At 56.5% G+C, this 26,588-nt stretch carries 21 protein-coding genes; 15 read left to right on the top strand and 6 right to left on the bottom strand.

Annotated elements, in window-relative coordinates; translation table 11 throughout:
• Positions 1-193 precede the first annotated feature (193 nt).
• The 6 genes from trxB (at position 194) to ACQG2G_RS07220 (ending at position 7,475) form a co-directional block, all read left to right on the top strand.
• On the top strand, positions 194-1,162 hold the full coding sequence (trxB, locus tag ACQG2G_RS07245) for a thioredoxin-disulfide reductase (protein ID WP_013097321.1): 969 nt from the start codon (positions 194-196) through the stop codon (positions 1,160-1,162).
• Positions 1,163-1,276: 114 nt separating this feature from the next.
• Positions 1,277-3,043 (top strand): heme ABC transporter permease/ATP-binding protein CydD, encoded by a 1,767-nt coding sequence (gene cydD, locus ACQG2G_RS07240; protein ID WP_029882997.1) that lies wholly within the window; start codon positions 1,277-1,279, stop codon positions 3,041-3,043.
• Positions 3,043-4,764, top strand: coding sequence for a heme ABC transporter ATP-binding protein/permease CydC (gene cydC / locus ACQG2G_RS07235; RefSeq protein WP_038981357.1), 1,722 nt, complete (start codon positions 3,043-3,045; stop codon positions 4,762-4,764). The genes cydD and cydC overlap by 1 nt, the downstream gene beginning before the upstream one ends.
• A 45-nt stretch (positions 4,765-4,809) precedes the next feature.
• The gene (gene aat, locus ACQG2G_RS07230) at positions 4,810-5,514 is read left to right on the top strand and encodes a leucyl/phenylalanyl-tRNA--protein transferase (RefSeq protein WP_013097324.1); all 705 of its coding nucleotides are present in this window, start codon (positions 4,810-4,812) and stop codon (positions 5,512-5,514) included.
• A 284-nt stretch (positions 5,515-5,798) separates the two neighbouring features.
• The gene (gene infA / locus ACQG2G_RS07225; RefSeq protein WP_002211347.1) at positions 5,799-6,017 is read left to right on the top strand and encodes a translation initiation factor IF-1; all 219 of its coding nucleotides are present in this window, start codon (positions 5,799-5,801) and stop codon (positions 6,015-6,017) included.
• A gap of 135 nt (positions 6,018-6,152) precedes the next feature.
• On the top strand, positions 6,153-7,475 hold the full coding sequence (locus tag ACQG2G_RS07220; protein WP_020686790.1) for an IS4 family transposase: 1,323 nt from the start codon (positions 6,153-6,155) through the stop codon (positions 7,473-7,475).
• Between the two features lie 255 nt (positions 7,476-7,730).
• On the opposite strand, the gene clpA is transcribed toward ACQG2G_RS07220, so the two are convergent.
• Both clpA and clpS read right to left on the bottom strand, forming a co-directional pair.
• Positions 7,731-10,010, bottom strand: a complete 2,280-nt coding sequence (gene clpA / locus ACQG2G_RS07215) for an ATP-dependent Clp protease ATP-binding subunit ClpA (RefSeq protein WP_014831269.1) — start codon at positions 10,008-10,010, stop codon at positions 7,731-7,733.
• Positions 10,011-10,037: 27 nt separating this feature from the next.
• Complete coding sequence (gene clpS / locus ACQG2G_RS07210; RefSeq protein ID WP_006174393.1) at positions 10,038-10,358, bottom strand: ATP-dependent Clp protease adapter ClpS; 321 nt, start codon at positions 10,356-10,358, stop codon at positions 10,038-10,040.
• A 267-nt stretch (positions 10,359-10,625) separates the two neighbouring features.
• Here clpS and cspD point away from each other — a divergent pair, with 267 nt between their 5' ends.
• Complete coding sequence (gene cspD / locus ACQG2G_RS07205; RefSeq protein ID WP_008499993.1) at positions 10,626-10,847, top strand: cold shock-like protein CspD; 222 nt, start codon at positions 10,626-10,628, stop codon at positions 10,845-10,847.
• A 70-nt stretch (positions 10,848-10,917) separates the two neighbouring features.
• Here the strand turns inward: cspD and macB are convergent, their stop codons facing one another.
• Both macB and macA read right to left on the bottom strand, forming a co-directional pair.
• Positions 10,918-12,858 (bottom strand): macrolide ABC transporter ATP-binding protein/permease MacB, encoded by a 1,941-nt coding sequence (macB, locus tag ACQG2G_RS07200; RefSeq protein ID WP_061771940.1) that lies wholly within the window; start codon positions 12,856-12,858, stop codon positions 10,918-10,920.
• Positions 12,855-13,970: a macrolide transporter subunit MacA gene (gene macA / locus ACQG2G_RS07195; protein ID WP_023622163.1), complete on the bottom strand. Its 1,116-nt coding sequence runs from the start codon at positions 13,968-13,970 to the stop codon at positions 12,855-12,857. The genes macB and macA overlap by 4 nt, the downstream gene beginning before the upstream one ends.
• A 159-nt stretch (positions 13,971-14,129) precedes the next feature.
• On the opposite strand from macA, the gene ACQG2G_RS07190 reads away from it, so the two are divergent.
• Positions 14,130-15,086: a VirK/YbjX family protein gene (locus tag ACQG2G_RS07190; RefSeq protein WP_048971423.1), complete on the top strand. Its 957-nt coding sequence runs from the start codon at positions 14,130-14,132 to the stop codon at positions 15,084-15,086.
• On the opposite strand, the gene ACQG2G_RS07185 is transcribed toward ACQG2G_RS07190, so the two are convergent.
• Complete coding sequence (locus ACQG2G_RS07185; RefSeq protein ID WP_061771941.1) at positions 15,083-16,741, bottom strand: ATP-dependent endonuclease; 1,659 nt, start codon at positions 16,739-16,741, stop codon at positions 15,083-15,085. The genes ACQG2G_RS07190 and ACQG2G_RS07185 overlap by 4 nt on opposite strands.
• A 371-nt stretch (positions 16,742-17,112) precedes the next feature.
• Here ACQG2G_RS07185 and aqpZ point away from each other — a divergent pair, with 371 nt between their 5' ends.
• From aqpZ to hcr, 4 genes are all read left to right on the top strand, one after another.
• A complete protein-coding gene (gene aqpZ, locus ACQG2G_RS07180; RefSeq protein ID WP_013097330.1) occupies positions 17,113-17,808 on the top strand; it encodes an aquaporin Z in 696 nt (231 codons plus the stop codon).
• A 157-nt stretch (positions 17,809-17,965) separates the two neighbouring features.
• Positions 17,966-18,865 (top strand): lysine exporter LysO family protein, encoded by a 900-nt coding sequence (locus ACQG2G_RS07175; RefSeq protein ID WP_013097331.1) that lies wholly within the window; start codon positions 17,966-17,968, stop codon positions 18,863-18,865.
• A 144-nt stretch (positions 18,866-19,009) separates the two neighbouring features.
• Entirely contained in the window at positions 19,010-20,662 is a 1,653-nt protein-coding gene (gene hcp / locus ACQG2G_RS07170) for a hydroxylamine reductase (RefSeq protein ID WP_023622157.1), read from the top strand.
• Positions 20,663-20,672: 10 nt separating this feature from the next.
• Positions 20,673-21,641, top strand: a complete 969-nt coding sequence (gene hcr, locus ACQG2G_RS07165) for an NADH oxidoreductase (protein WP_061771942.1) — start codon at positions 20,673-20,675, stop codon at positions 21,639-21,641.
• Between the two features lie 90 nt (positions 21,642-21,731).
• On the opposite strand, the gene ACQG2G_RS07160 is transcribed toward hcr, so the two are convergent.
• Positions 21,732-22,166, bottom strand: a complete 435-nt coding sequence (locus ACQG2G_RS07160) for a DoxX family protein (RefSeq protein WP_348595914.1) — start codon at positions 22,164-22,166, stop codon at positions 21,732-21,734.
• Between the two features lie 152 nt (positions 22,167-22,318).
• Between ACQG2G_RS07160 and poxB the strand changes: the two genes are divergently transcribed.
• Genes poxB through ACQG2G_RS07145 form a run of 3 tightly spaced genes read left to right on the top strand, consistent with a single transcriptional unit; the run spans position 22,319 to position 26,524 of the window.
• Positions 22,319-24,037 carry a ubiquinone-dependent pyruvate dehydrogenase gene (gene poxB, locus ACQG2G_RS07155; protein WP_348595915.1) on the top strand — a complete coding sequence of 573 codons (1,719 nt, stop codon included), beginning with the start codon at positions 22,319-22,321 and terminating at the stop codon, positions 24,035-24,037.
• A 38-nt stretch (positions 24,038-24,075) separates the two neighbouring features.
• Entirely contained in the window at positions 24,076-25,077 is a 1,002-nt protein-coding gene (ltaE, locus tag ACQG2G_RS07150) for a low-specificity L-threonine aldolase (protein WP_348595916.1), read from the top strand.
• Positions 25,078-25,087: 10 nt separating this feature from the next.
• The gene (locus ACQG2G_RS07145) at positions 25,088-26,524 is read left to right on the top strand and encodes an SDR family oxidoreductase (RefSeq protein ID WP_348595917.1); all 1,437 of its coding nucleotides are present in this window, start codon (positions 25,088-25,090) and stop codon (positions 26,522-26,524) included.
• Positions 26,525-26,588 lie beyond the last annotated feature (64 nt).

Here is a 26,588-nt window from a genome sequence, read left to right as displayed (position 1 = left end):
TTCGGTGGGGTATTAATCCTCATTTTATTGCCTTATAAACAAGCGAATTTAAGAAGTAAGCCTGATGTTATAGCGCTCAATTTATCGTCATCGCCTATCGTACAGATTGAGATCAACATTGCTGTGCTCTTTTTTTACGGCAACAAATTCCCTACAATCCAGCCAACTGTCTGCCAACAACAATGGGGATCTCATGGGCACGGCCAAACACAGTAAGCTGCTAATTCTTGGTTCTGGACCTGCGGGATATACCGCGGCGGTCTATGCTGCACGCGCTAACCTGCAACCGGTTTTGATTACCGGTATGGAAAAAGGCGGTCAGCTGACCACCACCACTGAAGTGGAAAACTGGCCAGGCGACCCTAACGACCTGACCGGGCCGCTGCTGATGGAGCGTATGCACGAGCATGCGGCTAAATTCGAAACCGAAATTCTGTTCGACCATATTAACAAGGTCGATTTGCAGAACCGTCCGTTCCGCCTGACGGGCGACAGCGGCGAGTACACCTGCGATGCGCTGATCATCGCAACGGGCGCTTCTGCCCGCTACCTTGGCCTGCCGTCAGAAGAGGCGTTCAAAGGTCGCGGCGTTTCTGCCTGCGCAACCTGCGACGGTTTCTTCTATCGCAACCAGAAAGTCGCGGTCATCGGCGGCGGTAACACCGCCGTAGAAGAGGCGCTCTATCTGGCGAACATCGCTTCTGAAGTGCACCTGATCCACCGTCGCGACACTTTCCGCGCCGAGAAAATCCTGATCAAACGTCTGATGGATAAAGTGGCGAGCGGCAACATTGTGCTGCACACCAACCGTACGCTGGAAGAAGTGACGGGCGATCAGATGGGCGTTGCCGGTCTGCGTATTCGTGATACCCAGAACACCGATAACGTCGAAACGCTGGAAGTGGCGGGCCTGTTTGTGGCTATCGGCCACAGCCCGAACACGGCAATCTTCGAGGGGCAACTGGAGCTGGAAAACGGCTACATCAAAGTGCAGTCCGGTATTCACGGCAACGCGACCCAGACCAGCATCCCGGGTGTGTTCGCTGCTGGTGACGTCATGGACCACATTTACCGTCAGGCGATCACCTCCGCAGGCACCGGTTGCATGGCCGCGCTGGACGCTGAACGCTACCTTGATGGGCTGGCTGAACAAGGTAAATAATCTTTACAAGTCAGTAACAAACGTAAATAAAGGCGGCGATAAGTCGCCTTTATTGTCTCCTCGTTGTAACATTGCGCTGCCCACTTTCTAATAACATCACCTGCAAAGCACGCAATGGAAAAAACCCGTCAACAAGAGTTAACACGCTGGCTAAAACAGCAGAGCGTTCTTTCCCGCCGCTGGCTCATGATTTCCCGTCTTCTGGGACTGATCAGTGGTCTGTTGATTGTTGCCCAGGCATGGCTGCTGGCCCGCATTCTCAATCATATGATCATGGAGAACATTCCGCGTGAAGCGCTTCTGCTGCCCTTCATCGTCCTGATCCTGGTTTTCATTCTGCGCGCCTGGGTCGTCTGGCTGCGCGAACGCGTTGGTTTTCATGCGGGGCAGCATATTCGCTACGAAATTCGCCGACAGGTGCTTGATCGTCTTCAGGAAGCCGGGCCCGCATGGATCCAGGGAAAACCAGCCGGAAGCTGGGCAACGTTAATTCTTGAACAGATTGACGATATGCACGACTACTACGCCCGCTATCTTCCGCAGATGGCGCTGGCCGTCTGCGTCCCGCTGCTGATTGTGATAACCATTTTCCCTGTCAACTGGGTGGCAGCGCTGATCCTGCTGGGTACCGCCCCGCTGATCCCCCTGTTTATGGCGATGGTGGGGATGGGAGCAGCCGATGCTAACCGCCGTAACTTCCTTGCGTTGGGTCGCCTGAGTGGCCATTTCCTTGATCGTCTGCGCGGGATGGAGACGTTACGCATTTTTGGCCGGGGTGAAGCCGAAACGGAAAACATTCGCCTGGCGTCGCAGGATTTCCGTCAGCGCACGATGGAAGTGTTACGTCTGGCGTTTCTGTCGTCTGGCGTACTGGAATTCTTTACCTCGCTCTCTATCGCCCTCGTGGCGGTCTATTTTGGTTTCTCGTATCTCGGCGCGCTGGATTTTGGTCATTACGGCACGGCGGTAACGCTGTCGGCCGGTTTCCTGGCGCTTATTCTGGCTCCGGAATTTTTCCAGCCGCTTCGCGATCTTGGCACCTTCTACCATGCCAAAGCGCAGGCCGTTGGCGCGGCTGACAGCCTGAAAACGTTCCTGGAGACGCCGCTGGCGCATCCGGAGCGGGGAGAGGTAACGCTGAACGCCAATGAACCCGTGACCATTGAAGCACGTGATTTCTCTATCCTGTCACCGGAAGGGAAAGTGCTGGCTGGCCCACTGAACTTTACCTTACCCGCCGGGCAACGGGTGGTGCTGGTAGGGACCAGTGGTTCAGGAAAAAGCTCGCTGATCAATGCGTTATCCGGTTTTATGGCTTATACCGGCTCACTGCGCATCAACAAAACCGAACTGCGCGATCTCGATCCAGACGCCTGGCGTAAACAGCTCAGTTGGGTGGGGCAAAACCCGCAGCTGCCAGCCCCGACGCTACGGGAAAACGTTCTGCTGGCTCGCCCGGATGCACGTGAAGACGAGTTGCAATCTGTTCTCGACCGCGCCTGGGTCAGCGAGTTTCTGCCGCTGCTTCCGCATGGCGTCGATACCGTTGTCGGCGATCAGTCTGCCGGGTTATCCGTGGGCCAGGCGCAGCGCGTGGCGGTCGCCCGCGCGTTGCTTAATCCATGCCAGTTAATGCTGCTGGACGAGCCAGCGGCCAGCCTGGATGCGCACAGTGAACAGCGCGTGATGGCGGCCCTGAACGCCGCCTCGCGGCAGCAAACCACCCTGATGGTCACTCATCAGCTGGAAGGCATTGCCGACTGGGACCAGATCTGGGTCATGGAAAACGGTCGTATTGTTGAGCAAGGCGATTACGCCTCTCTCGTTACCGCGCAGGGCCCCTTCGCTGCCCTGCTGGCGAATCGTCAGGAGGACATCTGATGCGTGCCCTGCTTCCCTATCTCGCGCTCTATAAACGCCACAAATGGATGCTGACGCTGGGCATCGTGCTGGCCATTGTTACCCTGCTTGCCAGCATTGGCCTGCTCACGCTTTCCGGCTGGTTCTTGTCTGCCTCTGCCGTGGCGGGGGTTGCCGGGCTCTACAGCTTCAACTACATGCTTCCGGCGGCGGGCGTCCGCGGCACTGCCATTACCCGTACGGCAGGACGGTACTTCGAGCGACTGGTCAGCCATGACGCGACATTCCGCGTGCTGCAACATCTGCGCATTTACACCTTCAGTAAACTGCTGCCCCTCTCCCCTGCCGGACTGGCGCGTTTTCGTCAGGGGGAATTGCTCAACCGTGTGGTTGCGGATGTCGACACCCTGGATCACCTCTACCTGCGCGTGATTTCCCCGATAGTCGGCGCGTTTGTGGTGATTGTGGTGGTCACGCTGGGTCTGTCGGTGCTGGATGTCGCTGTTGCGCTGACGCTGGGCGGGATCATGCTTTTGACGCTCATTATCCTGCCGCCGCTATTTTACCGCGCGGGTAAATCCACCGGAGAGAACCTGACGCGTCTGCGCGGGGAGTACCGCCAGCAGCTCACCTCCTGGTTACAGGGGCAGGCCGAACTGACGATATTTGGCGCCAGCGAGCGCTACCGTGCGCGAATGGAGAACACAGAACTGAACTGGCATGAAGCCCAGCGCCGTCAGTCTGAGCTTACCGCGTTCTCTCAGGCGCTTATGATGTTAATCGGGGGTGTCGCAGTCATCGCCATGCTCTGGATGGCGTCCGGTGGCGTTGGCAATAACGCACAGCCGGGCCCTCTGATTGCCTTGTTCGTATTCTGTGCCCTGGCGGCCTTTGAAGCGCTGGCGCCGGTGACGGGTGCCTTCCAGCATCTCGGTCAGGTCATCGCCTCCGCCCTGCGCATCACGGAGATTGCGGAGCAGGATCCGGAGGTGAAGTTCACCGCAGAGCAAACGGCCACGCCTGAGCAGGTTGCCCTGACGCTCAATAACGTCACCTTCGCCTATGACAAGCAGGCACAGAATGCGCTGGAAGGCATCAGCCTCGCTGTGGATGCGGGTCAGCGGATTGCGATCCTCGGCCGTACCGGCTGCGGCAAATCCACGCTTTTGCAGTTGTTAACGCGAGCCTGGGATCCACAGCAAGGTCAGATTCAGTTTAACGGAACTCCGCTGGCAGACTTCAGCGAACAGGCGCTGCGCAAAACCGTCAGCGTGGTTCCGCAGCGCGTTCATCTCTTCAGCGCCACGCTGCGCGATAACCTGCTGCTGGCTGCACCGGAGGCCACTGATGACGTACTCCGCGCCATGCTGGAGCAGGTCGGGCTGCATAAGCTGCTTGAAGACGATGGCCTGAACAGCTGGCTGGGTGAAGGCGGTCGTCAACTCTCTGGCGGTGAGCTGCGTCGTCTGGCGATTGCGCGCGCGCTGCTGCATGATGCGCCGCTGATGTTGCTCGACGAGCCCACAGAAGGGCTTGATGCGACAACTGAAAGCCAGATCCTTGATTTACTTGCGAATGTTATGGCCGGTAAAACCGTACTGATGGTGACACACCGCCTGCGTGGACTGGCAAGTTTTGATCGGATAATTGTGATGGACAACGGACACATTATTGAGCAAGGTAGTCACGCAGAGCTGTTGACGAAACAGGGTCGCTACTACCAGTTTAAACAGCGTCTGTAGACTATATTTGTAGCGTCCTCACTCGCGTACTGGAGTTTTGCTGTCATGCGCCTGGTCCAGCTTTCTCGTCATAACATTGCGTTCCCGTCGCCAGAGGGAGCGCTGCGTGAACCCAATGGGCTGCTGGCACTTGGCGGCGATCTCAGCCCTGCCCGGCTCCTGATGGCCTACCAGCGCGGCATATTCCCGTGGTTTTCACCTGGTGACCCTATTTTATGGTGGTCTCCCGATCCGCGCGCCGTGCTCTGGCCCACGCAGTTTCACCTGAGCCGCAGCATGAAGCGTTTCCACGCAAAGTCACCGTACCGGGTCACATTGAATCACGCCTTCGGTCAGGTGATAGAAGGGTGTGCGGAAGACCGTCATGAGGGGACTTGGATCACCCGCGATATCATCACTGCCTATCATCAACTGCACGAGCTTGGCTACGCCCACTCCATTGAGGTGTGGGAAGGTGGCGAACTTGTTGGCGGTATGTACGGCGTCGCGCAGGGGACGTTGTTCTGCGGTGAGTCGATGTTCTCCCGGGCGGTAAACGCCTCGAAAACGGCCCTGCTGGTTTTCTGCCAGGAGTTTGCTCAGCGCGGCGGGCAGCTGCTGGATTGTCAGGTTCTGAACGAGCATACCGCCTCCCTCGGTGCGGTTGAAATCTCCCGCCGCCACTACATTGAGCACCTGGATAACTGCCGTCAGGAGAAGCTGCCGCGCGATTTTTGGGTACCGCGGACACTCTTTATGCCCAATGTCTAAATGTTTTCCGCATATTTTTTATGAGGGTGTTATAATTATGCCGCAGAGTAGCTTCTGCCTGTTGCCCCGCCGCCGTTTGGGACCTTCGCTTCAGATAACGTCCTGACGTTTATCCTGTTGTATCCCCTTTACGAATGCGCTTTCCGTTCGGTTGTACCGTGACGCTTGGGCAATGCGCCGAAACTGTTTTGCTGCGTTTTAAACGCGCAATTCTTTACTTAATTGATGAATTTCGGCATTATCTTGCCGGTTCAAAACTTGGTAGTGATACCCCAGAGGATTAGATGGCCAAAGAAGACAATATTGAAATGCAGGGTACCGTACTTGATACGTTGCCTAACACCATGTTTCGCGTAGAGCTGGAAAACGGTCACGTGGTAACTGCGCACATCTCCGGTAAAATGCGCAAAAACTATATCCGCATTTTGACGGGCGACAAAGTGACTGTTGAACTGACCCCGTACGACCTGAGCAAAGGCCGCATTGTCTTCCGTAGTCGCTAATTGTTTTCGCCTGTAATGGCAGATGAATATTAAAAAAGGCCGGGATAATCCCTAATGCCGATCGTTTAAGGATCGGTTGACCGATCCGGTGGCTGGTGTAAAAAGGGTTCATGTTCATCATGGACCCTTTTTTAAATGGAACTTTCACAAGCCCTCGGCATTATCAACGTTACCTCCCCTGAGCACGCCCGTAGCCTCTCGGACCTCATTCCCACTGAATTCATTCAGAAAGCGTTAACGTTGACTGATACTGTCACACTCCGCAAACGCAAACTTCCTCTTGAATCCATGATTTGGCTGGTCGTTGGCATGTCCATTTTCTGCAATCGCCCTATGACCGAGATCGTGAATCTGATGGATATCACTGACAGGACCGGTGAGCCTTTCACCGCCCGCAGCTCAGTTATTCAGCGCCGAAAAACGCTCGGGGAAGATGCTGTGCGGGAACTGTTCGACATTACACAGCGGTACTGGAACCAGCAGGCGGCCCATCCGAAATGGCACGGACTGAATCTGTTTGCTGTGGACGGTGTTGTCTGGCGTACGGCAGACACGCCGGAAAACAGCGCGGCCTTCAGCAGACCCGCAGGGCGAAATGGTACCGGTGGCTATCCGCAGGTCAGGATGGTTTGTCTGATGGAGCTGAGCAGCCATCTGATCAACGCCAGCGCCTTTGACAGCGAGAACGTCAGCGAAATGCGACTGGCAGCGCAGCTGGCAGAAAGAACGCCGGATGAGAGTATCACTTTATTCGATAAAGGATTTTACTCTCCGGGACTGCTTCATCACTGGCAGATGTCCGGAGAAAACCGGCACTGGCTGCTGCCACTGAAAAAAAACACACAATATGAAGTTGTGCGTAAGCTGGGACGTGGCGACGAGCTTGTTGAACTGAAAACCAGCCCACAGGCCCGGAAACAGTGGCCAGCACTCCCGGGGCGGTTCACCGCAAGACTGCTGACCCGAACGGTTGACGGAAAAGAAAAACAGGTTCTGACATCCCTGACAGACCAGAATCGCTACCCTGGCAATGATATCAGCGAGTTATATCGTCACAGGTGGGAAATTGAACTGGGTTACCGGGAAGCGAAGCAGGGAATGATGGACAGCCGCTGGACGTTACGCAGTAAGTTGCCAGAACTGGTGCGACAGGAGTTATGGGGGGTACTGCTGACTTACAACCTGGTGAGATACCAGATGGTAAGGATGGCGTTTGAACTGAAGGGCGATTATCTGCCTTACCAGTTGAGCTTTAGCGGCACAATAAGTGAAATAACCAGGCTTCTGATAACGCTGCCATGGGCCTCACCGGGTAAGATGCCGGGTGAGTTAAGAACGCTGTATGAGAAAGCAAAGTGGCTAGTATTACCGGGAAGAAGAGAGCGAAGTTACCCCCGGGAAGTGAGAATAAAAGCCCAGAAATATCCGGCAAGAAAAAATGCTGATCACCTTAAGTGACCAGCATTAGGGATAATCCCGGCCTTTTTTTATTCATGGCTTCAGTGTTGGTGTATTGTCTTCCACGGTTGTACAGAGGCGCCAATTTATGGCTGTGGATTTATCCAGAACCAACATCGAACGAAACTGGAAAGCGCCTCGCAAAATTCCTCTGCAGGCTGTTGCCCTCACCCCGCCCTTCTCCCACTAGGAGAGGGAGAAAAGCAGGCATAAAAAAACCGGGCTGATGCCCGGTTTTTAGACCTACGTAAGAAATCAGTGAGCCGCTTCCGGCTTGTGCTTCGCCGCACTCTGGAAATCGTAGGTCAGTTCGTTCTTCGCCTGATCCAGCGCCACTGTCACCTGGCCGCCGTCCACCAGCGAGCCAAACAGCAGTTCGTTCGCCAGCGGTTTCTTCAGGTTGTCCTGAATCACACGCGCCATCGGACGGGCACCCATCGCACGGTCGTAGCCTTTCTCAGCCAGCCAGTTGCGGGCCTCCTGGCTCACTTCCAGCGACACGCCTTTCTGATCAAGCTGAACCTGCAGTTCGACGATGAACTTATCCACCACCTGATGGATCACCTCGGTAGACAGGTGATCGAACCAGATAATGTTGTCCAGACGGTTGCGGAACTCCGGCGTAAAGATCTTCTTGATCTCCTCCATCGCATCGGTGCTGTTATCCTGGTGGATCAGGCCGATGGATTTGCGCTCGGTTTCACGTACCCCGGCGTTAGTGGTCATCACCAGCACCACGTTACGGAAGTCCGCCTTACGCCCGTTGTTGTCGGTCAGCGTCCCGTTGTCCATCACCTGCAGCAGGATGTTGAACACGTCCGGGTGCGCTTTCTCGATTTCATCGAGCAGCAGTACCGCATGTGGATGCTTGATCACCGCGTCGGTGAGCAGACCGCCCTGGTCAAAGCCCACGTATCCCGGAGGCGCACCAATCAGACGGCTGACGGTGTGACGCTCCATATACTCGGACATATCAAAGCGCAGCAGTTCAATGCCCAGCGCTTTGGAGAGCTGCACCGTTACTTCGGTTTTCCCGACACCGGTTGGACCGGCGAACAGGAACGAACCGACAGGCTTATGCTCATGCCCCAGTCCGGCACGGGCCATCTTGATCGCTTCGGTTAAGGCCTCAATGGCTTTATCCTGACCAAAGACCAGCATCTTCAGACGATTGCCAAGGGTACGCAGCGTGTCGCGATCGCTCTGAGAAACGCTCTTCTCAGGAATGCGCGCGATACGAGCCACTACGGACTCAATATCCGCCACGTTGACGGTTTTCTTACGCTTGCTGGCTGGCATCAGACGCGCACGCGCCCCTGCCTCGTCAATCACGTCAATCGCCTTATCCGGCAGATGACGATCGTTGATGTATTTCACCGCCAGCTCCACCGCCGCACGTACCGCTTTCGCGGTGTAACGCACGTCATGGTGCGCTTCATACTTCGGTTTCAGGCCGTTGATGATCTGCACCGTTTCCTCGACGGACGGTTCAGTGACATCGATTTTCTGGAAGCGACGCGCCAGGGCACGATCCTTCTCGAAGATATTGCTGAACTCCTGGTATGTGGTCGAGCCAATCACCCGGATCTTGCCGCTGGAGAGCAGCGGTTTGATCAGGTTAGCGGCGTCCACCTGCCCACCCGAAGCGGCACCCGCACCGATGATGGTATGAATTTCATCGATAAACAGGATGCTGTTGGTATCCTGCTCCAGCTGTTTTAACAGCGCCTTGAAGCGTTTTTCAAAATCACCACGGTATTTGGTGCCCGCCAGCAAAGAGCCGATATCCAGCGAGTAGATGGTGCAATCGGCAATGACTTCCGGTACGTCGCCCTGCACAATGCGCCAGGCGAGACCCTCGGCAATCGCGGTTTTACCCACGCCCGATTCCCCCACCAGCAGCGGGTTATTTTTGCGGCGACGGCACAGCACCTGAATCGCGCGCTCCAGCTCTTTATCGCGACCAATCAGCGGGTCGATACCGCCAACGCGAGCAAGCTGATTAAGGTTGGTGGTGAAGTTTTCCATACGATCCTCCCCGCCTGCTTGCTCTTCATTGTTATTGACCTGATTGCTGGAATCTGAAGCCTGGTTAGGCTCGTCTTTGCGCGTTCCGTGAGAAATAAAGTTAACCACGTCGAGTCGGCTGACTTCGTGTTTGCGCAGCAGATAGGCAGCCTGTGACTCCTGCTCGCTGAAGATGGCGACTAAGACGTTTGCGCCCGTCACTTCGCTTCGTCCGGAAGACTGGACGTGGAAAACCGCGCGCTGCAGCACACGCTGGAAGCTGAGCGTCGGCTGCGTGTCTCGCTCTTCTTCACTGGCTGGCAGCACCGGTGTGGTTTGTTCGATGAAGGCTTCGAGTTCCTGACGTAGCGCCACCAGATCCACGGAGCAGGCTTCCAGCGCTTCGCGGGCAGATGGGTTGCTAAGCAGTGCGAGCAGTAAATGCTCGACGGTCATAAACTCATGTCGGTGCTCACGCGCTCTGGCGAAAGCCATGTTTAAACTGAGTTCCAGTTCTTGATTGAGCATAGGCACCTCCCCCAATTTTATGCCTTATCAGGCCTTTTCCAGCGTACACAGCAACGGATGCTCGTTCTCCCTCGCATAGTCGTTCACCATCGCCACTTTGGTTTCCGCCACCTCGGCGGTAAAGATGCCGCAGATAGCTTTGCCACGATAATGAACGGTAAGCATCAGTTGCGTTGCACGTTCTACATCATAAGAAAAGAACTTTTGTAGCACGTCAATAACAAATTCCATCGGCGTGTAATCATCGTTCATTAACATAACTTTATACATAGATGGCGGTTTTAGCGCGTCACGCACTTTGTCTTCCGCCAGCTGGTCAAAATCCAGCCAGTCGTTGGTCTTACCCATTTTGCATAACCACTTTGAATCTACCTCAGATGTTAGATAACAATCATCTATTACTGTCATCCGCGATGTCTGTCACAAACTGTTGCAATAGCGTTAACTGCTTCAAACTTTGGTTGATTATTGTCCCATCTCCAGCGCCAAACGCTTGACGATGTCTTTCGATTCTCTAAATTGTACAAGCGTGAGATGGCGAGGTTTTGAACAGCCCCCACTCCACCACCGGTTCATTCCATCTTAACTTATAAGATTTACGAAGGATGTCGAAGCATGGAAATGGGTACTGTTAAGTGGTTCAACAACGCCAAAGGGTTTGGCTTCATCTGCCCCGAAGGCGGCGGCGAGGATATATTCGCTCACTATTCCACCATTCAGATGGATGGTTACAGAACGCTCAAAGCCGGGCAGTCCGTCCGGTTCGATGTACATCAGGGACCCAAAGGCAATCACGCAAGCCTTATCGTACCGATTGAAGCAGAAACGGTTGCTTAGCTCTCTGTTTTATTGTGTACATCCCGCAGTCAAAATGCCAGCCCGATCGGCTGGCATTTTTATTTTCGGGTTATTCCCGAGCCAGCGCATCCACCGGATCCAGCCGCGCCGCGTTGCGGGCCGGCAGCCAGCCAAACAAGATGCCGGTAAAGGTCGAGCATAAAAATGCGGTAAGAATGGCCACCGGTGAAAACCCAATCTCCCAGCCGGGTAAGAAAATCTGCAGAGCAAAGGCGATCATCATCGACAGCGCAATCCCCATGGCGCCGCCCACCAGACACACCAGCACCGCTTCAATCAAAAATTGCTGCAGCACGTCGCTGGCTCTGGCCCCGACCGCCATGCGAATACCAATTTCCCGGGTACGTTCCGTCACCGAGACCAGCATGATATTCATTACCCCGATACCGCCAACGACCAGCGAAATCACCGCTACCAGCGTGAGGAACAGCTGAAGAGTACGTGTGGTCTTTTCCGCCGTTTTCAAGAGGCCGTCCATATTCCAGGTGAAGAAATCCTTCTTCCCGTGACGCAGGGTTAACAGCCGCTCAAGCTGCTGTTCGGCCAGCGCGCTGTCATAACCCTCCTTGACGCGCACGGTGATGGAGTTCAGCCATGACTGCCCCATAATCCGCCCGGAAATGGTGCTGTACGGTAGCCAGACCCGCAGGATCTTGCTGCTGCCAAACATGGACTGCTTCTCTTCCGCCACGCCAATCACGGTGGCTGGCATGTTCCCTACGAGGATCACTTCGCCCACGACGTTGGTTTTATTGGGGAAGAGCTGTCTGCGCGAGTTCGCGTCCAGTACTACCACCTGCGCCCTGCCCGCCAGCTGTTCGGCGTTGAAGGTCGCCCCTTCGCTGAAGGTCATGCCGTAGACGTTAAAATAATCTCCGCTGACGCCGTTCGCGCTGGCGGCAACGTCCACGTTACCCACGCGCAGGCGAAGGTTTTGCGACACGGCAGGCGTCGCCGAATTGACCCACGGCTGTTTCTGAATGGCCGCCAGGTCGTCGTATTTCAATGCCTGCTGATATTGCGGCTCGTCGTCACCAAAGTCTTTCCCGGGATAAACGTCAATGGTGTTGGTCCCGATAGCGCGGATATCCGCCAGCACCAGCTGTTTGGCGGCATCGCCCACCACCACAATCGACACCACCGATGCGATACCGATGATGATCCCAAGCATGGTCAGCAAGGTGCGCATTTTATTCGCCGCCATCGCCAGCCAGGCCATGGTCAGCGCCTCACGAAAACCGCTGGAAAACTGTCCCCAGCCGGTTGCAGCAGGCAAGGCTTCTTTCGGTGCTGCCGCCCTGACGTGCCGCGGCGGCGGGTTGCTCACCAGCTCGCCGTCGTGGATCTCGATAATGCGTTCAGCCTGCGCCGCCACCTGCGGATCGTGAGTCACGATAATGACCGTGTGCCCTTGATCGCGAAGCTGATGGAGGATCGCCATCACCTCTTCGCCGGAATGGCTGTCGAGCGCACCGGTGGGCTCATCGGCGAGGATCACCTGCCCGCCGTTCATCAGCGCACGGGCAATACTCACGCGCTGCTGCTGACCGCCAGAAAGCTGCGAGGGCTGATAATCTACCCGCTCCGCCAGGCCAAGACGCGTTAACAGCGCCTGCGCCCGCGCGAGGCGTTTCTTGCGCTCCACGCCCGCGTACACCGCAGGCACTTCCACGTTCTGCGCCGCACTCAGGTGAGAGAGCAAATGGTAACGCTGAAAGATAAAACCGAAGTGCTCCCGGCGCAGCTTCGCCAGCGCGTCGCCGTCCAGAGTGGAAACGTCCGTTCCGGCCACGCGATAGGTGCCGCTGGTCGGTTTGTCCAGACAGCCAAGAATGTTCATCAGCGTCGATTTACCGGAGCCGGACGCACCGACAATCGCCACCATCTCGCCCGCTTCCACGCGCAGGGAGATGCCTTTCAGCACCTCCACCGGACCATCGCCCGACGGATAGCTGCGACGAATGTCAGTCAGCTCAAGCAACGCCGTCATTTCGCCGCTCCGGGCAGGGTTTCGCTGGTGACTACCTCGTCACCCTCTTCCAGCCCTTTCACCACCACCACGTCGGTATCGTTGCGTGCGCCAATCACCACTTCACGCTCGCGCGTTTCGCCGTTGCGTAGCACCTTCACCTTATAGCGGTTATCCCCTGCGGATTCCCCCAGCGCCGAGAGCGGGACGGTCAGCACGTTTTTTACGCCCGTAAGCTGAATATGGACCTGCGCGGTCATATCCAGACGCAGCACGCCCTGCGGGTTAGGGACTTCAAAACGGGCATAGTAGAAGATCGCATCGTTCACTTTTTCCGGCGTGGGCAGAATGTCCTTCAGCACGCCTTCATAGCGCGTCTGCGGATCGCCCAGCACGGTAAACCAGGCGTTCTGCCCCGGCTTCAGATGGATAACATCCGCCTCGGAAACCTGCGCTTTCACAAGCATTGTGCTCATATCCGCCAGCGTCAGAATGTTCGGCGCCTGTTGGGCGGCAATCACCGTCTGACCCTGAAGCGTGGTGATCTGGGTCACTTCCCCGGCCATGGGCGCCACAATCTTCGTATAATCGAGGTTGGTTTTCGCCGTATCCAGCGAGGCCTGGTTGCGTTTGATTTGCGCGTCAATGGTGCCAATCTGCGCCTGTTTCACCGCCAGTTCGGTGGCGGCCGTGTCGAGATCCTGTTTCGAGATCGCCTGCGTTTTAGCCAGCGCCTGCTGACGCGTCAGGGTCACCTGGGCAAGATTACGCTCCGCCAGCGCCTGCGCACGCTGCGCGCGCAGCTCCATCAGCGTGGCTTCCACTTCCCGGATCTGGTTTTCAGCCTGTTCCGGGTCGATAACGCCGAGCAGCTGCCCCTTTTTCACCTTATCGCCAATCTCAACGGACAGCGTTTTTAGCTGCCCGCTAACTTGTGCGCCCACGTCAACCTTGCGCAGCGCATCAAGTTTGCCGGTCGCCAGCACGTTTTGCTGCAATTCACCCGGACGGACGATCAGCGTTTGATACTGCGGAACCGGCGCGTTGAGCACTTGCCATAACCAGTATCCGGCCGCTATCACCACTATCGCCAGCAGCAGAAACCACTTTCTGCGTTTTCCCTTAAGGTTCATAAATATTCCAAATAATTATTCTGGCTTACATCAACGTCGATTCTATCTAAACCACTCCTCAACGAAACCCCTGAATTCAGGAAATGCCTGGATTTGTTGACACAACGTTGACAAAGGGCCTGCTGAAATAACGCCATTCCATAAGAAGCAGGATCTCACATGTCTTCCATCGTCGATACACCGTATTCCACTCTGTCGCAGCCTAAATCCGGCTGGCAGCTGTTTAAAAGCCTGGTCACTGGCGCCATTACGCCGGGCCTGGCATGGCAAAATCCCGCCTATCGACGTAAGTTTGCGCTTCGCACGCTGGCGACGCCGCTCAGCACCGCACGTCTGCTCTCAAGCCTGGCAAAGCAGCCCCGTTTGATGCAAATGCTGCAGGTCCAGCCTGGCCTGCCCTGTCGCCTGCATCGCCCTTGGCTGACCGTGAATATGGATCGCCCGCATGCGCTGGAAGCCCTGAACTGGCACTACCAGACCATGAGTCACCACCTGCCAGCCGCGCTGCTCAAAGGCTATCTTTCTAAGCAGGGCGTGACGCTCCTGACCTTAACCGGTAAGGATGAACAGCAGTTTACCGTTCGGTTGTGCGCCGATGCGTTCCTGGATAAAGAGGGAGAAGCTACCCTCTTTTTCAGTGACCATCAGGATACCGTGCTGGCGGAAATAACGTTTACGCTGTGCCCGTTTGAAGGCAAAAGCACACTCTTTATCGGCGGCCTGCAGGGGGCGAAAGCCCACGTTCCGCATGAGCTGATCCAGAAGGCAACCAAGGCGTGCCATGGCCTTTTCCCGAAACGTCTGCTGGTTGAAGCTGTCATGACGCTTGGCAGCGCCTTCCCGGTGGAGCAGATTGTGGCGGTGAGTAATGCCACCCACATCTATCGCAGCTGGCGATATCGCAAGAAAAAAGAGGGGAAACTGCTGGCGGATTACGACAGCTTCTGGATCTCCCTCGGCGGACACAAACAGGATAACGGTAACTTTGAACTGCCGCTTGCCATGCCGCGTAAGTCCATGGAAGAGATTGCCAGTAAAAAACGCGCGGAATATCGCCGCCGCTATGAGCTGCTGGATAGCCTGACGGAGCAGGTCACCCAGGCAACCCGGCGTTAATCGGCTTTCCCGCGTGCCAGCCACAGGACGCGGGAGAACATTTTACGCAGCAGCGTAGGCACCGATTCGATCCCTCTCCGCCCTGCTTCTGTTGCCACTTCAATGGCTAAATCCGGTTTTGAAGAGCGGTGGATCGCTTTGGCAATCACGCGCCGCATGTTCATCGGCACATCGACCGGCACCATCGCTATCCGGTGGAACACATCGTCGAACCCCTGGCGATACATAAAGTGCTCCATGTCCATCGCCGGCAGCATGGTTAAATGGTCGCGCTCCTCTTCTCGCTCATCGTTTAACAGGCTACGCACGGTAGACGCATATTTTTTCCCCGCCTCATCGCCGTCGACCAGTACGTGCCATTCTATGCCCATCCGCCGGGCGAATTTGATCAGCGGCTTTAACCCTGACTGCGCAAACTCGATGACCTTAATCCCCTCCGCATCAAAATGGTGGCCGCACTGGCGCGCCAGCTCGTTGATGACCCAGGTCTCGGTTTCCCCCTCCACCAGAAGCCAGCAGCGGGCAAAAAGCGACGAGGCGCGATTAAAGCGGATATGAAACGCAATGCGGCGACCATCCTCGGCATTCATCCCTCCCGGCCCCAATCGGTAAGCAGAAACGCGCGATGATTCACGCACCAGGCGGCAAACATACTCGACCGGCGTCAGCGACAACAACTCGCCGGAATTGGTGGTGGTAATGCGCTGAAGCGGCAGCAGATTTAACAGGTGCCAGGCAACGGAGAGCATGATGGGGTGCAGACGTGTTTCCGGATCTTCCACCAGCAGCAGCGGACGCGCATCGCGATCCAGACGGACGGTTCCCTTGGCCTGCAGAAGGGTGGAAAACAGCCCCAGCAAAATCACCCGATGAGTGCGTCCGCCGGGCCGGTCGATCATCCGGTTAATGATATCGAGATAGCGCCAGCTTCGTTGCTCATCATGGGATCGACGGCGCATCAGACGATGGCGCGACTGCGTGGTCCCCTGCTCAGAAAAATAGTGCTCCAGCAGTTGCACCATGGCAGAGAGCCCCTGGCGGATTTGCCCATCGGTGAGATTTTGCGGACGCGAAACCAGCTCGCGTGCCAGGAAATCAAGCTCGCGGGCGGTGACTTCTACTTCCGGCATATGCGGCACGGTACCGTTACGGATACGCCGCATAAAACGCGCATCGCGCAAGCGTAGCACCGGCATCAAACGAATCAGATGCCGGGCCAGCTCGTCGATATTGTCCAGCGGTATGGGGTTGCCTTTCTGGTCGAGAAATTCACGCAGGGTCAGCACCCCTTCATTCTCTGACATCTCGCCTTCCAGACGATAAAAAATACGGTGGAAGCCATCGTCGCTCTGAACCCAGCACGGTGACATCGGGCGGAAGCGACGCACCCGGTGACGCCCCGGCTCGGATTCGCGGAACGTCAGAATGATATGGAGATGCTTCTCACGGCCGTTGACATCGCCGGGTGGAAACCAGAAATCATCATGAACGAAGTGATACAAATCGCCTTCGGGCGAAAGCAGCAGCGTCAGCGCATCCAGCAGGCTGGACTTACCCCAGGCGTTCTCGCCGATGAGGACGTTATTCTGCTCCAGCTGGAGTGACAGACGGTTTATACCGCGAAACCCGACAATTTCCACACGTTCGAGAAGCATACATCCCCCGAGAAATGATCACTTTTTCCTTTAAGTTATCAGCAGTATAGCGGGAGGATGCCGCGCAGAACACTGTCAGGCCTCCTGATTATTTTGTCTCAGCACGAAAAATTCAGAATTTACGTGCAAGGTTTCATTTGAAATAGTCTCAATAGCACCACAAACTATTGCCCGCAAATTGGACTATGATCTATTCACCTCCAGTTTGAACAAGGATTGACATCACATTGCCTTAAATCAAATTATCCGAATTTATTTAAGTGGCGAAGGGGTGTTGTTGGTTTCTAAAATAATGGCTCTTTGAGTCGTCATCCCTTTATGGCGATATATCCCGCACGCGGGAAAGCGTGCGGTAGTTAATTGAGGTGGTTATGTTCAGAAAATTAGCAGCAGAATGCTTTGGTACATTCTGGCTGGTGTTTGGTGGCTGCGGTAGTGCCGTTCTGGCAGCAGCATTTCCGGAACTCGGCATTGGTTTTGTCGGCGTCGCGCTGGCATTTGGTTTAACGGTATTAACCATGGCCTTCGCCGTAGGACATATTTCCGGTGGTCATTTTAACCCGGCCGTGACATTAGGCTTATGGGCTGGTGGTCGCTTCCCGGCTAAAGAGGTCATTGGCTATATTGTCGCTCAGGTTGTGGGCGGTATTATTGCTGCCGCGGTGCTGTACGTGATTGCCAGCGGTAAAGCCGGCTTTGACGCCGCAGCCAGCGGTTTTGCTTCCAACGGCTTCGGTGAGCACTCGCCTGGCGGCTACTCTATGCTCTCTGCCATTGTGATTGAAATTGTGCTGACCGCCGGCTTCCTGCTGGTGATCCACGGCGCGACCGACAAATACGCCCCTGCGGGCTTCGCGCCTATCGCCATTGGTCTGGCACTGACGCTTATTCACCTGATCTCCATTCCGGTGACCAACACCTCGGTGAACCCGGCGCGCAGCACCGCCGTCGCCATCTTCCAGGGCGGTTGGGCACTTGAGCAGCTGTGGCTGTTCTGGGTAATGCCGATCGTCGGCGGTATTCTGGGCGGCGTGCTGTATCGCACCCTGCTGGAAAAACGCGATTAATCTTTCCCTCCCTCTCCCTGTGGGAGAGGGCCAGGGTGAAGGTAACAGGCCGGGTAAGGCGCAGCCGCCACCCGGCTTTCTTTTGCCGCTTTACTGAACAGCCTTTATTGGGTAGTGTCTCTGGCGCTCAACAGCTACTCACAAGGACCGGTTGTTCATGTTCTCAGGACTCCTCATTATTCTGCTGCCCCTGATTGTGGGCTATCTTATCCCGCTGCATCAGGCATCGGCATTACGGCTTATCAACCGTTTTCTCAGCTGGATTGTTTACGTCATTCTGTTCTTTATGGGGATTAGCCTGGCCTTTCTGGATAACCTGGCGACCAATCTGCTTTCCATCCTGCATTATTCTGCGGTCACTGTTGTGGTTATTTTGCTCTGCAATATCGCCGCCTTATTCTGGCTTGAGCGCACTATTCCGTGGAAAAACCATCACCATCAGGAAAAACTGCCTTCCCGAATTGCGATGGCGCTGGAATCATTAAAACTGTGCGGCGTCGTGGTGCTCGGTTTTGTCCTTGGGCTCACCGGATGGCCTTTTTTGCAGCACGCCACCGAAGCCAGCGAATATACCCTGATCTTCCTGCTGTTCCTTATTGGTATCCAGTTACGCAATAATGGCATGACCCTGAAACAGATTGTCCTGAATCGTCGGGGAATGATTGTTGCCGTTATTGTGGTCGCCAGTTCAATGGTAGCAGGCGTCATTAACGCCTTGATTCTCGACCTGCCGCTCAAAACCGGCCTGGCCATGGCCTCCGGATTTGGCTGGTATTCCCTCTCCGGTATTCTGCTAACCGAGTCGTTTGGCCCTGTTATTGGCAGCGCCGCCTTCTTTAACGACCTGGCGCGGGAGTTAATCGCCATCATGCTGATCCCGGGTCTGGTTCGCCGCAGCCGCTCTACCGCGCTGGGTCTGAGCGGGGCGACGTCGATGGACTTTACCCTGCCGGTATTACAACGCTCTGGCGGGCTGGAAATGGTGCCCGCCGCCATCGTGCACGGCTTTATTCTGAGCCTGCTGGTACCTGTTCTGATGGCCTTTTTCTCTGCCTGATACCTCTCTGGCGGTAGGGTTCCTGCCGCCAAAATTGCGCTAAATCAATCTCCCTCTATTTTGTCAGAAAAAGCCCTTTTCACCGCCCGGACACAGGCATAACCTTAAACATGTATATCAAATATAACTTTAACAGGTGTGATTATGTTTTGTGTGCAATGTGAACAAACTATCCGTACCCCGGCAGGCAATGGCTGTTCTTACGCGCAGGGTATGTGCGGTAAAACCGCAGAAACATCAGACCTGCAGGATCTGCTGATTGCTGCCCTGCAGGGGCTTTCCGCCTGGGCATTCAAAGCCCGCGAGTACGGTATTGTCGACCACTACGTAGACAGCTTTGCGCCGCGCGCCTTTTTCTCCACGCTGACTAACGTTAACTTTGATTCGCCGCGCATTGTCGGGTACGCCCGTGAAGCGATTGCCCTGCGCGAAGCGCTGAAAGCGCAGTGCCTGAATGCCGATGCCAGCGCCCGCGTGGACAACCCGATGTCAGAACTGCAGCTGGTGAGTGACGACCTGGGCGAATTACAGCGTCAGGCCGCAGAATTTACCCCGAACAAAGACAAAGCGGCGATTGGCGAGAACATTCTCGGCCTGCGCCTGCTGTGCCTGTACGGCCTGAAAGGTGCCGCAGCCTATATGGAGCACGCGCACGTGCTTGGCCAGTACGATAACGACATCTACGCGCAGTACCACAAAATCATGGCGTGGCTGGGCACCTGGCCTGCCGATATGAATGCGCTGCTTGAGTGCTCTATGGAAATCGGCCAGATGAACTTCAAAGTGATGAGCATTCTGGATGCCGGTGAAACCAGCACCTACGGTCATCCAACGCCAACGCAGGTCAATGTGAAAGCGACCGAAGGCAAATGTATTCTCATCTCCGGCCACGACCTGAAAGATCTCTACAACCTGCTGAAGCAGACCGAAGGCACCGGCGTTAACGTCTATACCCACGGCGAAATGCTGCCCGCACACGGCTACCCGGAACTGCGTAAATTCAAACATCTGATCGGGAACTACGGCAGCGGCTGGCAGAATCAGCAGGTTGAATTCGCCCGCTTCCCGGGCCCGATTGTGATGACCTCTAACTGCATCATCGACCCGACCGTCGGCGCGTATGATGACCGCATCTGGACCCGCAGCATCGTCGGCTGGCCGGGCGTGAGCCACCTTGAAGGTGACGATTTCGGTCCGGTGATCGCCCAGGCGCAGCAGATGGCGGGCTTCCCGTACAGTGAAATTCCGCACCTGATCACCGTTGGCTTTGGCCGCGAAACGCTGCTCGGCGCCGCAGACTCGCTGATTGACCTCGTCAGCCGTGAAAAACTGCGCCACATCTTCCTGATTGGCGGCTGTGACGGCGCGCGCGGTGAGCGTAACTACTTCACCGATTTCGCCACCCGCGTGCCGGAAGATTGCCTGATCCTGACGCTGGCCTGCGGTAAATACCGTTTCAACAAGCTGGACTTCGGCAACATTGAAGGGCTGCCGCGTCTGGTGGATGCTGGTCAGTGTAACGATGCCTATTCAGCCATCATTCTGGCGGTCACGCTGGCGGAGAAACTGGGCTGCGGCGTGAACGATCTGCCGCTGTCGCTGGTGCTCTCCTGGTTCGAGCAGAAAGCGATTGTGATCCTGCTGACCCTGCTCTCTCTGGGCGTAACCAATATCGTCACCGGCCCAACCGCGCCAGGCTTCCTGACGCCGGACCTGCTGGCCGTGCTGAACGAGAAATTCGGTCTGCGTTCCGTGACCACCGTAGAAGAAGATATGCAGCAACTGCTGAGCGCGTAAGGAGTATTTCATGACCATGCCAACCTCTCAGTGCCCGTGGCGGATGCAGGTTCATCACATCCATCAGGAGACGCCGGATGTGTGGACGCTGTCGCTGCTGTGCCATGACTACTACCCGTACCGTGCCGGTCAGTATGCGCTGGTCAGCGTCCGCAACTCCGCGGACACATTGCGCGCCTATACGATCTCCTCGACGCCGGGCGTGAGCGAATACATTACGCTCACTATCCGCCGCATCGATGACGGTGCAGGCTCGCAGTGGCTCACGCGCGACGTCAAGCGCGGGGATTACATCTGGCTGTCTGACGCTCAGGGGGAATTTACCTGTGACGACAAAAGCGAAGATAAATTCCTGCTGCTGGCCGCAGGCTGTGGCGTCACGCCGATCATGTCAATGCGTCGCTGGCTGGCCAAAAACCGCCCGCAGGCCGACGTGCAGGTGATCTACAGCGTGCGTTCGCCGGACGATGTGATCTTTGCCGATGAGTGGCACAACTATCCGGTAACGCTGGTGGCAGAGCACAACGCGACGCACGGTTTTGTCGAGGGACGTCTGAGCCGCGAGCTGCTGCAACGCGTGCCTGATATAGCGAACCGTACGGTGATGACCTGCGGCCCGGCACCGTATATGGAGATTGTGGAACAGGAAGTGAAAGCCCTGGGCGTAACCCGCTTCTTCAAAGAGCAGTTCTTCACGCCGGTGGCGGAGGCGGCAACCAGCGGGATTCAGTTCACCAAACTGCAACCGGCGCAAACCTTCTTTGGCCGCGTGGGCACCACGCTGCTGGAGGCGCTGGAAAGCAATAAGGTGCCGGTGGTAGCTGCCTGTCGCGCGGGCGTATGCGGTTGCTGTAAAACGAAGGTAGTCTCCGGGGAGTACAGCGTGACCAGCACCATGACGCTGACCGATGCAGAAATTGCTGAAGGTTATGTGCTGGCGTGCTCATGTCATCCGCAGGGGGACCTGGTCCTTGCATAAACGTTAAATGTTCGATCGTAGGCCCGGTAAGCGTCAGCGCCACCGGGCTTTTTGTCGGGTGGCACTACGTTTACCCGACCTACAACAACCCTATCGCCACGCAGGACCTTTCCCCACCGCGTACCGCCCTGCCCCTAAAAACGCCACCGCCAGCGAGCCGATAAAGAAATACACCAGGCTCTCAATGGCCCACGCACCAACGGCATCGAGTGCAAAGGTTTTGCCCGTGCCCACCATCAGCCATGCCACAATCATGGTAAACGCCAGTACCAGCGCCGCCGGGCGCGTAAAGAGGCCGACAATGATCAGGATCGGTGCCACCACTTCGCCAATCAATACGCCGTACGCAATAAACCCCGGCAGCCCTTTTTCCACCAGCAGGCCGCTGATGAAGCCCACACCGCCAAATAACTTGTGTAATCCGTGAAACAACATCAGCCCACCGACGGCAAGTCGTAACAAGAGTTTGCCGAGATCGTCGCACATTAGCTTTTCGTTTACAGCAATTAACAATGATTTAACCATCTGAAATGATTCCCGTTTTCACCCAATCTGTCGCCAGATTATGCCGAATCATTGCCGGTGAAAACCACCCTGAAATGAGGGGTATTGTGCAGGCAATACAGTGACTTTCTTCTAAGCTTGTAAGCGATATCACAAAAAGGAGACGGACAACCATGAAACAAACCGTGGCTGCATACATAGCGAAGACCCTTGAACAGGCAGGTGTAAAACGTATCTGGGGCGTAACCGGCGATTCACTGAACGGGCTGAGCGACAGCCTCAACAAGATGAAAACCATTGAATGGATGCCGACCCGTCATGAGGAGGTCGCCGCCTTTGCCGCCGGGGCCGAAGCACAGCTCACCGGGGAGCTGGCCGTCTGCGCCGGGTCGTGTGGCCCAGGGAACCTGCACCTGATTAACGGGCTGTTTGACTGTCACCGCAATCACGTGCCGGTGCTGGCAATTGCCGCCCATATTCCCTCATCTGAAATCGGCAGTGGCTATTTTCAGGAGACGCATCCGCAGGAGCTGTTCCGTGAATGCAGCCACTATTGCGAGCTGGTGTCCTCGCCGGAGCAGATCCCGCAGGTTCTGGCGATAGCCATGCGCAAGGCGGTGCTGAACCGCGGTGTTTCTGTGGTCGTGATCCCGGGTGATGTGGCGCTCAAGGCTGCGCCCGAAGGGGCCAGCACTCACTGGTATCACGCCCCCCAGCCGGTCGTTACCCCTGCCGAAGAGGAGCTGAAAAAACTGGCGCAACTGCTGCGTTACGCCAGCAATATCGCCCTGATGTGCGGCAGCGGCTGTGCTGGCGCGCACAAGGAACTCCTTGAATTTGCGGGTAAGCTAAAAGCCCCAGTGGTTCATGCCCTGCGCGGCAAAGAGCACGTCGAGTACGATAACCCTTACGACGTGGGCATGACCGGGCTGATCGGTTTTTCGTCCGGCTTCCATACCATGATGAATGCCGACACGCTGATTCTGCTCGGTACCCAGTTCCCCTATCGCGCGTTCTACCCGACAGATGCCAAAATCATTCAGATCGATATTAACCCGGCCAGCATCGGTGCACACAGCAAGGTCGATATGGCGCTGGTGGGCGACATTAAATCCACCCTTGCCGCCCTGCTGCCGCTGCTGGAAGAGAAAACGGATCGTAAATTCCTCGACAAAGCCCTGAGCGATTACCGCGATGCGCGTAAGGGGCTGGACGAACTCGCCAAACCGAGCGACAAAGCGATCCACCCGCAGTATCTCGCGCAGCAGATCAGCCACTTCGCGGACGACGATGCCATCTTTACCTGTGACGTCGGCACGCCAACCGTCTGGGCAGCACGCTACCTGAAGATGAACGGCAAACGCCGCCTGCTCGGCTCGTTCAACCACGGCTCAATGGCCAACGCCATGCCACAGGCGCTGGGTGCCAAAGCCACCGCCCCGGAGCGTCAGGTGGTGGCGATGTGCGGTGACGGCGGATTCAGCATGCTGATGGGCGATTTCCTGTCGGTGGTGCAGATGAAGTTGCCGCTGAAAATCGTGGTCTTCAATAACAGCGTGCTGGGCTTTGTGGCGATGGAGATGAAGGCCGGGGGCTATCTGACGGACGGCACCGAGCTTCACGACACCAACTTTGCCCGCATTGCCGAAGCCTGCGGCATAACCGGTATCCGCGTGGAGAAAGCTTCCGAGGTGGATGATGCTCTGCAACGGGCGTTTTCCATCGACGGCCCGGTGCTGGTGGATGTAGTGGTCGCCAAAGAGGAGCTGGCCATCCCGCCGCAGATCAAGCTGGAGCAGGCCAAAGGCTTCAGCCTCTACATGCTGCGGGCGATCATCAGCGGCCGTGGTGATGAGGTGATCGAACTGGCAAAAACCAACTGGCTCAGGTAAAACATTTCGCATGACCTCTTAAATTAAAGGGATGTGAAATGATTGATTTACGCAGCGATACCGTTACCCGACCGAGTCACGCCATGCTCGAAGAGATGATGGCCGCCCCGGTCGGGGACGACGTCTACGGTGACGATCCTACGGTCAACGAACTGCAGCGCTATGCCGCAGAACTCAGCGGTAAAGAGGCCGCCCTGTTCCTGCCTACCGGTACACAGGCCAACCTGGTGGCGCTGCTCAGCCACTGCGAACGCGGCGAAGAGTATATTGTCGGCCAGGGAGCGCATAACTACCTGTACGAAGCGGGCGGCGCGGCGGTGCTCGGCAGCATTCAGCCGCAGCCGATCGACGCCGCACCGGACGGCACTCTCCCGCTCGACAAGGTCGCCGCAAAAATCAAAGCCGACGACATCCACTTCGCCCGCACCAAATTACTCAGCCTTGAAAACACCCACAACGGCAAAGTCCTGCCGCGCGAGTACCTCAAAGCGGCGTGGGAATTTACCCGCGAGCGCAGGCTCGGCCTGCACGTGGACGGCGCACGAATCTTTAACGCCGTGGTGGCCTACGGCTGCGAGCTGAACGAGATTACGCAGTATTGTGACTCGTTCACCATCTGCCTCTCAAAAGGGCTGGGCACCCCCGTGGGTTCTCTGCTGGTGGGCGATGCGGACTACATCAAACGCGCCAACCGCTGGCGCAAGATGACCGGCGGCGGCATGCGCCAGGCCGGTATTCTGGCCGCAGCGGGTCTGTATGCCCTTAAAAACAACGTGGCACGTCTGCAGGACGATCACGACAACGCTGCGTGGATGGCCGGGCAACTGCGTGAAATTGGCGCCGACGTGATGCGACACGACACCAACATGCTGTTTGTTCGCGTGGGTGATGAGCACGCCGCTGCGCTTGGGGAGTTCATGAAAGCGCGTGGCGTACTGATCAACGCGTCACCTGTTGTACGTCTGGTGATGCATCTCGACGTCAACCGCGAGCAGCTATTGGACGTCGTAAAACACTGGCAGGCGTTTTTACAGCGTTAAGGAGCAGAACGTGCCGCAACGTATTCTGGTGCTTGGTGCCAGCGGGTATATCGGTCAGCATCTGACCACGGCGTTAAGCCAGCATGGGCATCAGGTGCTGGCGGCGGCACGCAACACGGAACGCCTGCAAAAACTGAACCTGCCTGGCGTCACCTGCCACAACGTCGACCTTAACTGGCCAGAGTCGCTGCCCGCACTGCTGGAAGGGGTCGACACGCTGTACTACCTGGTGCACAGCATGGGCGAAGGCGGCGATTTTATCGCCCACGAACGTCAGGTGGCCCTGAACGTCCGCGATGCCCTACGGCAAACGCCGGTTAAGCAGGTGATTTTTTTAAGCTCGCTCCAGGCGCCCGAAAATGAGCAGTCGGACCACCTGCGCGCCCGTCAGCTTACCGCGGACACCTTGCGCAGTGCGGATATCCCCGTCACCGAACTGCGGGCGGGGATCATCGTCGGCGCGGGCTCTGCCGCCTTCGAAGTGATGCGCGATATGGTCTACAACCTGCCGGTGCTCACCCCACCGCGCTGGGTGCGGTCGCGCACCACGCCGATTGCCCTGGAAAACCTGCTGCATTACCTGGTGGCACTGCTGGACCATCCCGCCGAACGGCACCGCGTGCTTGAGGCCGCGGGGCCGGAGGTGTTGAGCTATCAGGAACAGTTCGAGCATTTTATGCGCGTCAGCGGCCGCCAACGCTGGCTCATCCCCGTTCCCTTTCCGACCCGCTGGATCTCCGTGTGGTTTTTAAATGTCATCACCTCGGTGCCGCCGACGACAGCGAAAGCGCTGATCCAGGGGCTGAAGCACGATCTGCTGGCGGACGATGGCGAACTGCGCGCATTAATTCCACAGACGCTGATCCGTTTTGACGACGCGGTACGCCATACCCTGAAAGAAGAAGAGAAGCTGGTGAACTCCAGCGACTGGGGCTACGACGCGCAGGCGTTTGCCCGCTGGCGGCCGGAGTACGGTTATTACCCGAAACAGGCGGGCTGCACGGTGAAAACCTCGGCCAGCCTGGCATCACTGTGGGAGGTGGTGAACCAGATCGGCGGTAAAGAGCGTTATTTCTTCGGCAATATTCTCTGGCAGACACGCGGAGCGATGGATCTGCTGGTGGGCCACCGGCTGGCGAAAGGCCGCCCTGCGCAGCCGTACCTCAAAGTGGGTGATACGGTCGACAGCTGGAAAGTCATCATTGTCGAACCGGAAAAACAGCTGGCGCTGCTGTTCGGCATGAAAGCGCCAGGGCTGGGACGGCTCTGCTTCACGCTGAAAGACAAAGGCGATTGCCGTGAACTGGACGTCCGCGCCTGGTGGCACCCACATGGGATGCCCGGTCTGTTCTACTGGTTACTGATGATCCCCGCACATCTGTTTATCTTCCGCGGGATGGCAAAACGGATTGCGCAACTGGCAGAACAAAAAACGAAAAAGAACTAAATAAAACTCGCTTTCTTTCACCTTTCCCATTGCAACCCGCCGTAATTCACGAAAGAATGCGCAC

Origin of the sequence: Enterobacter cloacae complex sp. 382A5, assembly GCF_050031095.1 — a bacterium.
In the GTDB taxonomy this organism is placed as follows: domain Bacteria; phylum Pseudomonadota; class Gammaproteobacteria; order Enterobacterales; family Enterobacteriaceae; genus Enterobacter; species Enterobacter cloacae.
Note: the sequence above shows the minus strand (reverse complement) of the source record. Positions and strands in the feature narration are given on the sequence as shown.